Genomic DNA, 17,323 nt, shown 5'->3' on the forward strand with positions numbered 1-17,323 from the left:
ACTTTATAATGAACAAAAAAGTAATACTTATGATTTTGGACGGCTGGGGAAAATCGCCCGATCCAAAAATTTCAGCTATTGATAATGCGCATGTACCATTTATAGATAGTTTATATAGAAAATATCCTAGTGCCCAACTTAGAACCGATGGCCTAAATGTAGGATTGCCAGATGGACAAATGGGAAATAGTGAAGTGGGACACATGAATCTAGGTGCTGGTCGAATTGTTTATCAGGATTTAGCAAAAATTAATTTGGCTGTTGCCCATGATACCTTAGCAAAAGAGCAAGTTTTAGTAGATGCCTTCACCTATGCAAGGATAAATAATAAAAAAGTACATTTTTTAGGACTCGTTTCTGATGGTGGTGTGCATTCTCATACGTCACATTTACGAGGATTAATTGACGCAACTCAACAATATGGATTACAAAAAGTTTATATTCACGCCTTTACTGACGGTCGTGACGTAGATCCAAAATCAGGCAAACATTACATCCAAGATTTACAAGATTATATTACAACTACAACTGTAAAATTAGCTTCAGTTATTGGCCGTTATTATGCTATGGATCGCGATAGACGCTGGGAACGCGTTAAACTTGCTTATGATTTATTAGTTAATGGTATTGGAACTCATTCCACTGACGCGGTTACTTCTATTGAAGAAAGTTATGAAGTAAATGTAACTGATGAGTTTATCCATCCGCTACTTATGGTTGACGGATATGACAATCCAGTTGCACTGATTGAAGAGGACGATGTGGTAATCTTTTTTAACTTTAGAACTGACAGAGGACGTGAGTTAACTGAAGTACTAACTCAAATAGATTACCACGAGCACAACATGCACAAACTAAAATTATATTTTGTTACGCTTACAAATTACGATGAAACGTATCAAAATATAAAAGTTGTTTACAATAAAGATAATCTTACCGAAACTTTAGGCGAGGTTTTAGAAAAAGCGCATAAAAAGCAGATTCGTATTGCTGAAACAGAAAAATATCCACATGTTACATTTTTCTTTTCTGGTGGTAGAGAATTACCATTCATTGGCGAAAGCCGTATTCTAAAAAACTCTCCAAAAGTTGCGACTTATGATTTGCAACCTCAAATGAGCGCCTTGGAGCTCACCGATGCCTTAATTCCGGAACTTGATAAAGGAGAAGTGGACTTTGTGTGTCTAAATTTTGCTAATGGCGATATGGTAGGACATACTGGCATAATGAGTGCTGCGATCCAAGCTTGCGAAGCGGTTGATCAATGTGTAGAAAAAGTAATTACCGCAGCTTTAGCTAATAACTATACCACAATTGTTATTGCAGATCACGGAAATTGCGAAACAATGATAAATCCTGATGGCAGCCCAAATACGGCACATACAACAAATCCAGTTCCTCTTATTTTAGTCGATAAAGAATTAAGACAAATTCATGATGGCGTTCTAGGCGATATTGCACCAACAATTTTAGAATTGATGGGAATTGAAAAACCGGCGGTCATGACCTGCCATTCCTTACTCACTTGTAATTAGTACAATAAACAAAGTCACTCGCTAACAAGTGGCTTTGTTTATAAATAAAAGTTAAAATCTGATTATTAATAGTAATACGATTAGTTTTGCAACTAATTTTGTCAAAATATAAAAGACAACTAAAATGAAAACAACTATCATTGTCGCACTGTTATTTCTTGCTACTAATTTCCTTGTTGCGCAAAATACGAACAACAGAAACAAAGAATTCAATAATATTGAAGAGGCAATGAAAAAACCAGAATTGGTTTATAAATTAGATTTAAGCAATCAAAATATAGATTTAGAAGGCGTTGATTGGTCTAAATTTATCAACATCGAATATTTAAACCTTAAAAATGATCACTTAAAAAAGATTCCAAAGGGTATTACCAAACTTACGTCATTAAAAGTAATTGATCTGAGTGGAAATGATTTCGACATGTTACCTAGTGACTTTATAAAGTTGACAAAACTTGAGGAAGTCTATTTGAACGATGAAAAAAACATGAACTTACCCAAAACACTTAATATTTTAGCTAAACTACCAAATCTTAAATCTCTACATTTAGAAAATGACAAATTAAGAGCGCTTCCAAGTGAGATTTTAAATTTTAAAAATCTAGAAAACTTATATTTAGCTAATAATGAACTTGAGGCAATTCCTCAGATAAAACCACTTAATCACTTAAAATATCTTGATTTAAAATCTAATAATATTAGACCAGAGCTTCAAGATATGAAACAATTGAATTTTGGTTTTAAAATAAATTTTTAGTCAAATACACTTTTACAATTTGCAGTAATTCACATTTGAAAGTAATTATTGTGAATATTTTAAAAGGGAATTCGATAATTTTTACGGTGTTGCATTAAAAATTAAAATGACAATGACAATTTTGTTATTGATCATATTAAAGTTGCCAAAATATTATTTGTAATATATTTAAGGAGGAATTTATTTCCAAAAATTCTAAATAATTATACTAAAATGAATACTATCTTATCTAGTTTGAAAATAAAGGTAAATGCAAAAATTTACGTTAAAGATCCTGAAACCTCTGCTTTAGGCAAAAGAATTTTAAAAAATAGTATACTTTTGATTGATGAAATTGGTTTTGAGAATTTTACTTTTAAAAAATTAGGAGAGCGAATTGGTTCAAACGAAAGCTCTATCTATCGCTATTTTGAAAATAAACATAAATTGCTAGTTTACTTGTCATCATGGTATTGGAGTTGGATGGAATATAAATTAGTATTAGCAACAGCAAATATTATAGACCCTAAAGAAAAATTAAATAACGCCATTCGTATAGTTACTGAAAAAATAGTTGACGACCAGAATACAGATCATATTAATGAATCAATTATGAATAAAATCATAATTGCTGAATTTACTAAAACATTACATACAAAAGAAATTGACGAAGAAAATAAAGAAGGCTATTTCCTAATTTACAAAAGTGTTATCAACAGAATTGTAAGTATTGTAAACGAAGTAGATCCGAAATACCTTTTTGCTAAATCATTAACATCAACTATTGTTGAAGGTAGTTTACATCAACATTTTTTAACTGAACATTTAAAAACAATTACAGATTGCAACGAAGTTGTAACAGCAACGCAATTTTACCTTAATCTTGCCGAAAATGTTTTATCTCAAAACCAATAATAATTATTCTTTATGACCCCTTTAAAACGCTTTTACAAATTACTCGAATTAGATAAAAAAGATGTATCACAAATTATTTTTTACGCCGCATTTGCCGGATTAGTTAGCTTGTCATTACCCTTAGGAATTCAAGCAATTACAAATCTTATTCAATCTGGTAGAGTTAGTGCGTCATGGATCGTATTAATTGTTTTAGTCGTTTCTGGAGTCGCGTTGGTAGGGCTACTATCACTTATGCAACTTAGAATAACAGAAAATTTACAGCAAAAAATATTTATAAGATCTTCTTTTGACTTCGCAGCTCGGTTGCCAAAAATAAAAACCGAGATGCTTTACCGCTTTTACCCACCAGAACTTGCCAATCGTTTTTTTGATACGATGTCAATACAAAAAGGAACTTCAAAATTAATAATTGACTTTTCAGCGGCAATATTGCAAATTTTCTTCGGACTAATCTTATTGTCTTTATATCATCCTTTTTTTATAATTTTTGGAGTTTTACTTTTTTTTCTTCTTTATTTCATCTTTGTATTTTCTTATGCCTCAGGTCTTGAAACGAGCTTGAAAGAATCAAAATTTAAATATAAAGTGGCTGGGTGGCTTCAAGAAATTGCACGTAACAGCCACAGTTTTAAAAACGATTTAAACTACAATTATGGCTTACAAAAAAACGATAATTTAGTGGCCAGCTACTTAGGTTATCGTGAAAAACATTTTGTTATTATTAAAAGACAGTTTACGCAACTTATCATTTTTAAAATGATTGTAACTGGCGGATTGCTTTCAATGGGAGGTTATTTATTGCTATCGCAACAAATGAATATTGGGCAGTTTGTGGCAGCCGAAATAATCATCCTTTTAGTAATTAATTCAGTAGAAAAAATAATAATTGGTTTGGAAACGCTTTATGACGTACTAACATCGATTGAAAAGATAGGTCAAGTAACTGACTTAGAATTAGAACAAGAAGACGCAATTACAGGCGACACTTGCTTTGTAAATACTTCGTTAGAGATAGAGAATTTAACGTTTAAATTTCCCGATTCTAACAACGATATATTGAGTGGTATTTCATTAAAAATAGATCAAGGTGAAAGAATAGTAATTGATGGCGCAAATGGTTCGGGAAAAACGACGCTTATTCGAATATTATCTGGTTTATTACAGCCCGTTTCCGGTTATTTTTATATTAATGATGATACATTTAGAAAGATAAATTTACAACAATATCGCTCACAAATAGGGAGCATTATTGCTGGCGAAACTCCATTTGAAGGCACTTTGCTTCAAAATATTACTTTTAATAATGAGTCGATAAGCTCTCAAGACTTGAAATGGGCAATAGATGGCGTTCAGCTCACCTCTTTTATAAAGTCTTTGCCAAAAGGACTTGACACTCATATTTTCCCAGAAGGCAAGCAATTATCATCGTCTAACTCCCAAAAATTATTACTAGCAAGGAGTATTATCTGCAAGCCTTTAATACTTTTTTATGAAGATCCAACAGATGTGATGGACGAGCTAATTGCAAATGAGATTATTGACTTTATCACTTTAGATAAACATAAATGGACGATTATTGTTTCTTCAAAAAATCCATATTGGAAAACTAAAGCTACGCGCACAATAATAATGAAAAATGGTGCTATTCAACTAGACATGAAAAATAATTAGTTATGCTAAACATATCCGATAATAACACAAATTTACCGTCCCTTAATAAATATGCAACTGTTAAAGGTTTAGCAACTAGACCGCATTATAAAATTTTAAACAAGATAATTGCTGGTGTTTCAATTGCTGTTTTCTTTGCACTTTTCTTGCCATGGACACAAAATATTACAGGAATTGGGTCAGTAACGACATTAAAACCCACTCAGCGTCCGCTATCAGTCCAAAGTGTAATATCAGGTCGCCTCGAAAAATGGTACGTTCAAGAAGGTGATTTTGTAAAAAAAGGGGACACTATACTTTTTATCTCAGAGATAAAAGAAGATTATATGGATCCTAACTTAGTACAAAATACTAGAAATCAAATGGATGCAAAACAACAATCTTTAGAATCTTATGAATTTAAGGTTGTCACGTTAGCGATGCAAATTAAAGCGATTGAACAAGAAAAAAACTTAAAATTAGAGCAGGGCCAAAATAAAATCACACAGGCGTACTTAAAAATTAAAAGTGACAGCATGGATTTAGTAGCGGTTCGAACACAGCTAAGAATTGCAAATACGCAATACAATCGTTCAGTTGAATTAAACAAAGAAGGACTGAAGCCGCTTACGGATATTGAGGAAAAAAGATTGAAATTACAGGAGGTTGAAGCTAAAATTATTACTCAAGAAAATAAGTTTTTGACTAGTAAAAATGAACTAATAAATGCTAAGGTAGAAATAAGTAGAATTACAGCTGAATATGCAGAAAAATCCTCGAAAGCTAATAGCGATAAATTTACAGCATTAAGCAGTCAATTTGATACAGATGCACTAGTAAATAAATTAAAAAATCAACTTGCTAATTACAGCATCAGAAATGGGATGTACTACATTAGAGCCTCGCAAGATGGTTATGTCAATAGAGCACTTCAGTCAGGGATAGGCGAAACAATTAAGGAAGGAACGCCCATTGTAACCATAATGCCAGCTAGATATGACATTGCGGTAGAAACTTTTGTTAATCCTATCGACCTTCCGCTACTTCACAAAGGTGAAAAAGTGAGAGTGTGGTTTGATGGATGGCCTACAATAATTTTTTCCGGATGGCCTGATATATCATACGGTACTTTTGGTGGTGAAATTGTTGCAATTGAAAATTTTATTAGTGACAACGGAAAGTACCGAGTTTTAATAGCACCCGATCAAGATGAAGCCAAGTGGCCAAGCCAATTGAGTATAGGTGCTGGAGCGCAAACATTAGCTTTATTAGAAAATGTTCCGGTGTGGTTTGAAATGTGGCGAACGTTAAACGGTTTCCCACCTAATTATTACCAATCAACCACCGAAACCAAAAAAGATAAGAAATAATGAAATATGTTTTTATAGCGTTTTTATTCTTTGGGTTAACCGTATCAGCGCAAAACATTCCCTCAAAAGAGTTTACATACGATGAGTTTCTAGGTTATGTAAAAAAATACCACCCACTTGTTAAAACTGCTAACTTAGAAATTAGTAGAGCACAAGCTAATTTAATGATGGCGCGAGGAGGATTTGATCCAAAAATTGAAGTTGATTTCGATAAAAAACAGTTTAAGAACCAGGAATATTTTTCGATTTTGAACAGTAGTTTCAAAATTCCCACTTGGTATGGAATTGAAATTAAGGCAGGCTTTGATAATAATGAAGGTATTTTCCTGAATCCAGAAAACACAATGCCCAATCAAGGATTAACATCCTTCGGAATAACCGTTCCGTTAGGTCAAGGATTATTTATTAATCAAAGAATGGCTGATGTTCGACAGGCAAAAATACAAATAAAGTTGAGTCAGGCAGAACGAAAACTACAAGCTATTGAAGTATTATACGATGCATCAATCGCTTATTTCAATTGGAAAAAGAATTTTAGTGAAGTCCAGTTATATCAAGAGTATAATCGATATGCACAAATTAGATTTGAAGGAATAACAACATTGATAAAGGAAGGCGACAAACCGGCAATTGATAGCGTTGAGGCAGGGATTATTGTCAAAAATAGGATTTTAAACTTAGAGGATTCTGGTCAAAAATTGGCAAAAGCCAAATTAGAACTGTCTAATTTTCTTTGGTTAGAAAATAATATTCCCCTTGAATTAGCCGATGAAATGATTCCTGAACTACAACTAGAATTTACAATTCAAGAAAGTTTAAGGACAAATGATTTATTAAACACCGATTTCTCCATAATAAACCATCCAAAAATTAACGCGCTGCAAAGCAAAATTGATATTCTTAATGTAGAAAGGAAATTGAAAGCCAACATGCTTTTACCAAAAGTTGATGTAGGTTATTCGTATCTATCTGAGCCAAGTTATATTGACAATTATCGATTTAAAGATTATAAAATTGGACTAGATTTTTACTTTCCGTTATTTCTTAGAAAAGAAAGAGGAAGTTTGAAATTGACTAAGTTCAAGGTGCAAGAAACAGAATTTGCTCTAGATATTGAAACTGTTCAACTGAAAAACAAAATCAATGCTCAAAAAATAGAAATCACTTCACTTGAAAAACAGAAGGAATTAATTAAAGCTTTAGTACAAGATAATTTAACGATGTTAGGCGCTGAGGAACGATTATTTTCATTTGGAGAAAGTTCACTATTTTTAATCAACACTCGAGAGAATAATTTAGTACTTGCACAACTTTCTAAAATAGCGCTAGAAAACCGATTCTACATATCCAATTCTGAACTTTTTAAAATTATGGCCAATCCGGATTAAACAATTATAAAATTGTACTTTTGCAAACTGAAAATTTAAATTATGATTATTGTTAAATCACGTGAAGAAATAGAGTTAATGCGCGAAAGTGCACTGATCGTTTCAAAAACTTTAGGCATGATTGCCTCAGAAATAAAAGAGGGAGTTACCACATTATATTTAGATAAATTAGCAGAAGAATTTATTCATGATCACGGAGCAGTTCCAAGTTTCCTAGGATTATATGGCTTTCCAAATTCACTTTGTATGAGTCCAAACGCTCAAGTGGTGCATGGAATTCCAAATGATAAACCACTAGAAAGCGGCGATGTGATATCAGTAGATTGTGGCGCTTACAAAAATGGTTATCATGGAGATCACGCTTATTCCTTTGAAATTGGCGACGTAGCACCTGAAATAAAACGCTTGTTGCAGGTTACTAAAGAAAGCTTATACGTGGGAATCCGAGAGTTCAAAATTGGAAACCGCGTAGAAGATGTAGGCAATGCAATTCAAAAATATACAGAATCCCGCGGTTATGGTGTTGTTCGCGAATTAGTAGGTCACGGAGTAGGACAAAAAATGCACGAAGATCCTGAAATGCCCAATTACGGTAAAAAAGGAAGAGGAAAACTTTTTATAGAAGGGATGGTTGTAGCTATTGAGCCTATGATAAACCTAGGAACCCGAAATATAAAACAGCATAAAGACGGCTGGACAATTACAACTGCTGACGGCAAACCATCTGCTCATTTTGAACATGATGTTGCCATAATTGATGGTAAACCTGAAATCCTATCTACTTTTGCGTATGTTTATCAAGCTTTAGGGATTGTGAGTAATGAGGAAGATGAGTTTAGAAAAGTGCCTTTTGTAATTTAGATAAGAGATCAGAATAACATAGATTTCACAAATTGTCATAGATTTATTATAACTGACGATGTCTAAAAAATAAACCCTTAAACATTATTACACTAAGTAAAGAGCGACATGCGATTTAAATAATTAAAGATTACTCAAAGTAGCAAATATTTCCCAACTTTTCACAGATTTATTATGGAGGAATTTTATTTAACAGATGAAACTTTCAAAATTTTAGGATTATGTGAGGAGGTAAATAAAATTTTCGCCAAGGGATAAAGTGAAAATGTTAATGGCGATGCACTTGAATACGAATCCAAACTGAATTCAATTCCTTTTGAGAGCGAAAAAATTTATTAAGTGAATACAAAGACATTATTGTACCAAGAAAATACCTTGCTGATTTTGTTGTTTAAAATGAAATAAAATTTAAAATAAAAGTAATTTGACCATTAACGAATAGTGACATCGAATAAATACTAAATCATCTTGCAGTATCAAAAAATAAAATTTTTTGTTAGTCAATTTCGTCTTAAATAGTCTAAAATACAAAAGAGTCATTATATAATTCAATCCGTTAAATTAGTATTTAACCTTTTAGCCTAGAAAATCTGTGTTTAAAAATATTTAATTTATGAAATCTGTGTTTAAACTTATCCTTAATACTATCCCTCGCCCACTACTTATTCGTTTAAGTTATGTCGCGCGTCCCATAATTGCATTGTCATTGAAAGGCAATAAATTTACTGATCCTATTGATGGAAAAAGTTTTAAATCGATGATGCCTTACGGTTATGAAACGCAACGTAACAATGTGCTTTCGCCAAGTACACTCTCGTTAGAAAGACATCGATTGTTGTGGCTATACTTAAACGAGCAAACTGATTTTTTTACCGCGCATAAAAAGGTGTTGCATTTTGCACCAGAACAAGCATTTTACAAACTGTTTCGCAATCAAAAAAACCTAGATTACACAACTACTGATTTATTTTCACCGCTGGCAGATGTAAAAGCTGATATTTGTAATTTACCTTTTGATGATAATCAATATGATGTAATTCTTTGCAACCACGTTTTAGAACATATTCCTGATGATACTAAGGCAATGCAGGAACTATATCGCGTTTTAAAACCGGGCGGAATGGCAATTTTGCAAATTCCCCAGGATTTAAAAAGAGCTACAACTTTTGCAGATGATTCTATTACGGATCAGAAAGAACGCGCTAAAATTTTTGGACAATACGATCACGTACGTATTTATGGTCGTGATTATTTTGATAAGTTGCGAAGTATCGGTTTCACTGTAATAGAAGAAGACTATACCAATAAAATTGCACCTGAATTAGTAGAAAAATATTGTTTAGCCAAAGGAGAAATTATACCTGTTTGTTTTAAGTAAATATTTCATTATCAATTAGAAAAAGACACACAACTAAATATCTATTTTTATTTGAAAACAGAAAATTTTTTTCAATTTTGCTTTGATATCAGTTTTGAAAAAAAACTGAATTGCTATATTCCAGCAGTTTATGTTATCAAAAAATCAGACAAAATAACCTATTTAGACAAAAAGGCAAGTCCTGAGGTCTTAAAAAGTTTTGGGATTATTTTTGAAAGCTTAGATGCAAATACCAAAAAAATACTAACTCTCTGTGAAGTTCTCAGACCTGAAAAGGTTTTTGAAAAATTTAGTAAAAAAAGTAAGTCAGCCAAAACTATTGATGATTTACTAAAAGATCCTAAGCTAGAATTTGGCATCCGCCAATTTAGCACAAACTACTTAAACCAGTTTTACACATTAATCAAACAAGAGCAATTCCCTCTATCAATAAATTTAGGAAAAGAAAAAGATTTCCGACTAAGTTGCGTCTCCACCGATAATTCTTGTTTAGAAACAGAACTCCATTTTGATAAACATGAAAACGGAATTACATACACTTTAGCTTTACGAGAAAACGATGTTGCTTTTTATCCAAGTAATTCTAATATCGAATTACTTTTGAACGAGCCAAGTTGGCTGATTATTGACCGAAAGCTTTTCCATTTACAACATTTCAATTCTAAAAAAATTACTCCTTTTTTGACGAAAAAGTCTATTGAAATTCCGTCCAAATTAGTACCTGATTTTTTCGAAAAATTCATCAAGGATATTGCTAAAAAATCTAATATGACGGCGACAGGATTTGAAATTGAAGTTCGTGATTCAATTTTAGGTTGTTCGATCCAACCAATACACGATTTCTTTAAAAATAGTTATTTTTTAAACCTAAAATTCGATTATAACGGCTACTCATTTGATTTCGTTCCAAACAAAAATAGGAGCTCGAATATTGATTTAAGCGATTTAGATAATATTAAATTGATTCAATACAATCGCTCTGAAACGGAATCATTATTTACCGAAAAACTACTCAAACTGGGTTTGATAAAAACTGAAAATGGTTTCTTTGGGCTTCCGCCAAATGATGAAAAACAAGATCCTTACGCATGTATTCAGTGGATAATAAAAAATAAAGAAGTATTGGAATCTGAGGGGTTCTCATTTGAAGATTTGAAAATTGATAGCAAGAACATCGATACTCAAAAAGCAACTGTTGAATTTTCCAAAGAAATAAAAAGCGACTGGTTTGATATCAAAATGATGGTGATTTGCCAATTATTCTCTTTTAATTTTAGTGAACTAATTCCATATATAAGAACACGAAACCGTCTTTTTATTTTACCAAATGGCAACTACTTTTTGATCCCATTTGAATGGATGACTTTGTACGCACCAATGGCGAAACTAGCGCAGATTAAAGACGGAAAAATTATGTTACTCAAAAGCAATTTTGCCGTCTTAACAGAAATTTCCGAGCTTAAAGATGCTAATTATTTACAAGGAAATATTGAATATAAACAGTCGCCATTTGTTAAAGCAACATTGAGACCGTATCAAATTGAAGGAGTCAAGTGGCTTCTGGGACATTACAACAACGGTTTAGGTGCTTGTTTGGCCGATGATATGGGATTGGGAAAAACATTGCAAACCTTGACGACACTTGTTGCTGTGCAAGAACATTTGGAATTTAAGAGAATCGAAGATGTACAATTCGATTTATTTGGCAACGAAATTGCTGTCGCAAAAGAATATCTTAAAGCCTTGATTGTTATGCCTTCGTCATTGGTTTTTAATTGGTACAAAGAAGCGCGGAAATTCACGCCTCACTTTCGACGAATTCAATACATTGGCAACGACCGAAAACTACTGGCCAGAAAATTAGAAAAATACGATTTGGTTTTTACCACTTACGCGGTGGTTTCCAGAGACATTTCTATTTTAGAAAAATACAATTTCAGATATTTGATTTTGGACGAAAGTCAATACATAAAAAACAAAAACTCTAAAATTTTTAAGGCTATTAATCAAATAAAAGCCAGTCATAAAATAGCATTGAGCGGAACTCCAATAGAAAATTCTCTGGATGATTTATGGTCGCAAATGCAATTTATTAACCCTAATGTCTTGGGGAGTTATGCTTTTTTTGCTGAAAATTATAAAATTCCAATAGAAAAAAAACAAGATAAAAGCAGTTTATTAGAACTAAAAAAACTTGTTAATTCATTTATTTTACGTCGTACGAAAGAGCAGGTTTTAAAAGATTTACCGGAACTCTCTGAGCAAATATTCTATTGCGAAATGGAGCCCGAACAAGAAAAATTATATGAAGAAGAAAAATCAAAAGCTAGAAATTCTTTATTAAAAACGGATGGTTCAAGAGTAGATAAAATCAACATTATCAATACGCTAATGCGTTTAAGACAATTGAGTAATCACCCTAAAATGATTGACTCAAAATCAGAAATAGATTCAGGAAAATATATTGCTGTGACCCGTTATTTAGAAACATTAGTTCAATCCCACCAAAAAACTATTGTTTTCAGCTCGTTTGTTTCTAATTTGGAATTTTATAAAAAATGGTGTCTTGAGAATAAGATCGGTTTTTGTGAACTAACTGGCACTACTCCGTTAAAAGATCGAGAATACCAAGTTCAAAAATTTCAAGAACAAGTAAATCCATTATTATTTTTTATATCATTAAAAGCAGGCGGTGTGGGGCTAAACATCACTAGAGCTTCCTATGTTTTGTTTCTAGACCCATGGTGGAATCCTTTTGCAGAAAAGCAAGGGATTGGTCGTGCGCATCGCATTGGACAGCTCAACAAAGTAAATGTGATTCGATTTATTAGTAAAAATACTGTCGAGGAAAAGATAATCCACCTCCAAGAAACTAAGAAATTATTATCAAATTCACTTTTAGAGGAAGATTATATTAGTGCCGACATTGAGGATAATTTGGATTTTATATTATCATAAAAAAGATACGTTGCAATCATGATTTATTTCTATATTTATGAGCTCAAACTTTTATTCATAGCACTTTGTACAGCTAATAACAGGCAAGAAAAGATTAAAGTAAAAACGTATATTTATTTCAATTTCTTCTACGGTTTAAAACAAGAAAATTATTTTGTTGTCCATAATTATCTGTGCAAAAGATCAAACCATTTTTTTGCTTACCAAAATATTTTACTTTTTTTCTGGCATTAAAATCCCAATGACTTTATCTTTCGACAAATATTTTTTTGCAATACGCTGGATATCCTTCGCAGTTATTTCATTTACTAAAGACTCAAAATTTAAAATGTCTTCTGGATTTTTCCCGTAGAGATACGATCTAGTAAAATTTGACATCCAGAAGCTATTTCCCTTACTATATGTTCTAAAATCAGACAATTCACCTTCTTTGAATTTCATCAAATCCTTTTCATCAGGTCCATTATCAATCAAGTTTTGAAGTTCTTTTAAAGCGGAAGCAATTAACTTTTCAGCGTTCTCAGGTGCACACGGAAAACCAATTGAAAAACTAAACGATTCATTCGGAACTTTATTCAAATTACCGCTAGCTTCGATTCCATAAATTTGACTTTCCTTTTCACGTAAGTTCTCCAGAAGCTTTATCGTTAGTATTTCGCCCACGGCTTGAATCGAAATTGCATCTTTTTCTAAATAACTAGCATCGCCGTAAAACATGATTGTAACAGTACTTTTTGGATCTATTCCTTTATAAACCACTTTTTTTAAATCCCCTTTTATCATTCGATATCCTAAATCAACCACTTTTTCTCTTTTATCAGATGAAGGTAAAGAAGCTAAATATTTTACAGCATATTCCTCTATTATTTTATCATCGATATTTCCAACAAAATAAAACTCGAAATCAGCTGCATTCGCAAAACGCTCTTTGTATTTGTAATATGCTAAATTATAATCGGTTTCTGCCCACGATTTAGCAGAAGGAATTACACCATTAAATCTTGGATTTTCTAAATTTAGGTAGCTGTAAAACTCTTGTAAGAAATAATAAGTAGGCTGCGAAGCTAAATTATCAAAATAAGCCGCTTGCTTTTGTTTAAATCCTTCAAAAGCGCTTTCATCTTTATTGAGATCTGTAAAATAAGCATGAGTCATTTGGAATAAATATTCAAAATCTTTTGGCGTGGAACTTCCCCTTAATCCCTCAGTATTTATGCCAATAAACGGCTTTACGTTTACCATTTTTTCTGTCATAAATTTATTAATTTCATTTACTTTTAATCCTGAAAATCCCGCTTCAGTTAATGCGCCGTTTGCGTACTGAACTTTTTTCATCTCATCATCAGAATACCTATTGCTTCCGCCAAAACTGATCGCTTCAAATAGAATTTCGTCATTTTTAAAATCAGTTTTTTTGTAAGTTACTCGAACACCATTTGACATAATTAAGGTTTTGGTTCCTAATTTTTGATTGTTCTCCCTTGTCACAATAGAGCCCGGCTTAACTTCATTTCTAAGCAAACTAGCAACAGCTATTTCATCTTGATATGGTGCAAGTGCACTAAAGTCACTTTTGAAAACGTCCAGAACTTGACGCTCGGTTACTTTATCTAAACCTTCCTTATCAGGACCTGTCAATATTACAACGCGATTATCTTGCTTTATATATTCTTTCATTAGACTATTAACATCAACCAAATTAATTAAAGGCATTAGAAGTTGAATCGTTTCGTACGTCCATTCAATTCCTGGTATTGGCTCGTTTTCTAGAAAATTAGCTTGATATTCATTAACAAAATTTTCAGAATCCATTTTGTCTTTATCCGTGTACGCTGTTTCGATAGAAGCTAAAAATTGTTTTTTAGCTCGATCTAATTCTGTTTGTGTAAACCCAAATTGTTTTACTCTTTCATTCTCAGTAATTAATATCTTCAGAGCGCTCAACTGCTTATCTTCTCTGGTCATCGCAACTGATTGAAATCCCTTTTTATTTCGTGCAAAAGTGCCACCGTAAAATGATGATCCATAGGTAAAAGGCGGCTCGGCAGAATTTGTTAATTCAGTCAGTCTTGCATTTAAAATGGTCGAAAATAATCCCTCGACAATGTAATTTTTAAAATCAGCATAGCTTAGAAGCGTTTTTTTATTCTCATAGTCTTTATAAAGCAAGAAAACCTGTGAACTTGATGCTTCTTTATCATTTTCAATTGCTACCAAAGTGCTTTTATGATTGGGAACTTCAAATACCTTTCTCGGCTTTTCATTTACAGGATTTTTGTATGAAGAAAAATGAGCAATTATTTTTTGCTCTATTTCAGCCACATTAATATCACCCACAACAATGACACTCATCAAATTAGGTCGGTACCAATCTTTGTAAAAACTGATAAGTGATTTATGTTTAAAGGTTTCTAATACCTCTTTTTGTCCTACTGGCAAGCGATCCGCATATTGGGAATTATGCATCATTTTAGAAATGTAACGGGACTCCATTCTTTTTTCAGCCCCTAAACCTAGTCGATATTCTTCAAGAATTACGCCTCTTTCGTTATCGATTTCTTTAGGATTAAAAGATACATTAAAAGCCCAATCTTCAATAATTTGGAAACCCTTTTCTAACTTTAGAGGATCATTAGACGGGATTGGCAAAAAATAAACGGTTTCATCAAAACTAGTGTAAGCGTTCAAGTGTTGTCCAAACTTTACACCTATACTTTGTAGATAATCTACCAATTCATTTTTAGGAAAACGCTTTGTACCATTAAAGCACATGTGTTCTATGAAATGAGCTAAACCTTGCTGATCATCCGTTTCAAGTATAGATCCTGCGTTTACCACTAATCGTAAATCAACTTTATTTTCAGGCTTGCCGTTCTTTTTGATGTAATATGTTAAGCCATTTTCAAGCCTGCCTTTTATCACCGTTGGATCAAGCGGAATAGGTTTTGAATAATCCATTTGCTGTGCTATTAGAACAAATGGCAAAAGAAGAATCGCAAGCAGGTTTTTTTTTAGGTTTTTCATAAACTGAACAATATCGAGAAAAATAGGTTTGAAATTTCTTAATTGATAACAATAATACGTTATAATTCAGCAGCAATAAATACTTGATACTAGTTTTTTAGATTCAATTTTATAATTTCAAAAAAAAAGGCTCTTAATCGTTATATTTACATAATCTTATATGATATAAAATGAGCAAATTACTTTTTAAAATAAATCTACTCTTTATAATGTGCAGCAGCGTAGCTTTTGCGCAGGTAGAAATAGAAATACCTCCGCCTTACAACATCAAAACAATTTCATTCGTTCAAAATGATCAAAATGTTGTGCCTATATTTATGCTAGGGGAGGGTTTTCAACTTCAGTTTGATGATCTTTTTGGTAATGAAGCTAATTATTATTACGAAATTATCCATTGTGATTATAACTGGAATCCATCGCCTATACCAAAAATTGAATACCTTGAAGGTTTTGATAATCAAAGAATTATAGACTATGTGAATTCCTTTAATGCATTACAAATTTATTCCCATTACAAATTAGCGATACCCAATCAGTTCACTATTTCGTTGAAGCTCAGCGGCAATTATAAGATTAAAATCTTAGATGAAAATAGAGAAGTTGTCTTTACAAGAAAATTTATTATGTATGAAAATATAGTAAAAGTTCCAATTCAGGTCAAGCGATCTCGAACATTAAGTAATATCGATATGAAACATAATGTAGATTTTACCATTATATCTAACAGCATTATTTTTCAAAATCCGTTAAAAAATGTGAGAGTACTTTTACTTCAAAACGACCAATTTAACAGTGCCATCAAAAATATACAGCCTCAATACACAATTGGAAATGAACTAATTTATAGGTACGATGGGCAAACCCAATTCTGGGCTGGTAATGAGTTTTTATATTTTGAAAATAAAGATATTAGAGCAGCTGCGAATAATGTTTCGAGATTAGATTCAAACACTCCCGTTTATGGAAGTCATTTATTTACAAACGAAGCGCGAAGAAATTTCCCCTATTCCTTTACACAAGATCTAAATGGAAATTTCTCAGTACAAAATATAAATGCCGCTAACAGCGAGATCGAAGCTGATTATGCTTGGGTTTATTTCACGCTTTCTGCGCCGTCATTTAGGCTCAATAAAGATATTTATGTAACCGGAATGTTCAATAATTTTAGTCTTACGCCAAATTATAAAATGGATTATGACCCAAAGACAGCACTTTATGAAAAAGCTATCCTTATCAAACAAGGATTTACAAGCTATCAATATACAATTGCTGATGAAAAAGGAGTTATTGATTATGAAAATGCAATTGATGGTAATTTTTTTCAAACAGAAAATTATTATACTGTAATAGTGTACTATCGAGAGGGAGTTGATCGTTACGACCGAGTTGTTGGAAGAGGAAAAGCAAATTCAGTAAATACTATTAATTAATAAATTCTTTTGCAAAACTTGGTTAAACAAAATCAATTTTTTGTAATTTTGACATTAGCAATGAATAATTCAATC

Annotated in this window: 11 protein-coding genes; 10 read left to right on the forward strand and 1 reads right to left on the reverse strand. The window is 32.2% G+C overall.

Annotated elements, in window-relative coordinates; translation table 11 throughout:
* Window positions 1–8 precede the first annotated feature (8 nt).
* From gpmI to BUB42_RS11000, 9 genes are all read left to right on the forward strand, one after another.
* Window positions 9–1,535 (forward strand): 2,3-bisphosphoglycerate-independent phosphoglycerate mutase, encoded by a 1,527-nt coding sequence (gene gpmI / locus BUB42_RS10960; protein ID WP_073020226.1) that lies wholly within the window; start codon window positions 9–11, stop codon window positions 1,533–1,535.
* 124 nt (window positions 1,536–1,659) lie between these two features.
* Entirely contained in the window at window positions 1,660–2,292 is a 633-nt protein-coding gene (locus tag BUB42_RS10965) for a leucine-rich repeat domain-containing protein (protein ID WP_073020228.1), read from the forward strand.
* A gap of 213 nt (window positions 2,293–2,505) precedes the next feature.
* Window positions 2,506–3,186, forward strand: a complete 681-nt coding sequence (locus BUB42_RS10970; RefSeq protein ID WP_073020230.1) for a TetR/AcrR family transcriptional regulator — start codon at window positions 2,506–2,508, stop codon at window positions 3,184–3,186.
* Between the two features lie 12 nt (window positions 3,187–3,198).
* On the forward strand, window positions 3,199–4,860 hold the full coding sequence (locus BUB42_RS10975) for a peptidase domain-containing ABC transporter (protein ID WP_073020232.1): 1,662 nt from the start codon (window positions 3,199–3,201) through the stop codon (window positions 4,858–4,860).
* Window positions 4,861–4,862: 2 nt separating this feature from the next.
* Window positions 4,863–6,209, forward strand: a complete 1,347-nt coding sequence (locus BUB42_RS10980; protein WP_073020234.1) for an HlyD family secretion protein — start codon at window positions 4,863–4,865, stop codon at window positions 6,207–6,209.
* Window positions 6,209–7,597 carry a TolC family protein gene (locus BUB42_RS10985; RefSeq protein ID WP_073020236.1) on the forward strand — a complete coding sequence of 463 codons (1,389 nt, stop codon included), beginning with the start codon at window positions 6,209–6,211 and terminating at the stop codon, window positions 7,595–7,597. The genes BUB42_RS10980 and BUB42_RS10985 overlap by 1 nt, the downstream gene beginning before the upstream one ends.
* A 42-nt stretch (window positions 7,598–7,639) precedes the next feature.
* Window positions 7,640–8,458: a type I methionyl aminopeptidase gene (gene map, locus BUB42_RS10990; protein WP_073020238.1), complete on the forward strand. Its 819-nt coding sequence runs from the start codon at window positions 7,640–7,642 to the stop codon at window positions 8,456–8,458.
* A 613-nt stretch (window positions 8,459–9,071) separates the two neighbouring features.
* Entirely contained in the window at window positions 9,072–9,836 is a 765-nt protein-coding gene (locus BUB42_RS10995) for a class I SAM-dependent methyltransferase (RefSeq protein ID WP_073020240.1), read from the forward strand.
* Between the two features lie 51 nt (window positions 9,837–9,887).
* Window positions 9,888–12,794 carry a DEAD/DEAH box helicase gene (locus tag BUB42_RS11000; protein ID WP_073020242.1) on the forward strand — a complete coding sequence of 969 codons (2,907 nt, stop codon included), beginning with the start codon at window positions 9,888–9,890 and terminating at the stop codon, window positions 12,792–12,794.
* Window positions 12,795–13,007: 213 nt separating this feature from the next.
* Here the strand turns inward: BUB42_RS11000 and BUB42_RS11005 are convergent, their stop codons facing one another.
* A complete protein-coding gene (locus BUB42_RS11005) occupies window positions 13,008–15,818 on the reverse strand; it encodes a M16 family metallopeptidase (protein ID WP_073020243.1) in 2,811 nt (936 codons plus the stop codon).
* 170 nt (window positions 15,819–15,988) lie between these two features.
* Between BUB42_RS11005 and BUB42_RS11010 the strand changes: the two genes are divergently transcribed.
* A complete protein-coding gene (locus BUB42_RS11010; protein ID WP_073020246.1) occupies window positions 15,989–17,248 on the forward strand; it encodes a type IX secretion system plug protein in 1,260 nt (419 codons plus the stop codon).
* The last annotated feature ends 75 nt before the right edge of the window (window positions 17,249–17,323 follow it).

Origin of the sequence: Flavobacterium micromati, from assembly GCF_900129585.1 — a bacterium.
GTDB lineage: Bacteria > Bacteroidota > Bacteroidia > Flavobacteriales > Flavobacteriaceae > Flavobacterium > Flavobacterium micromati.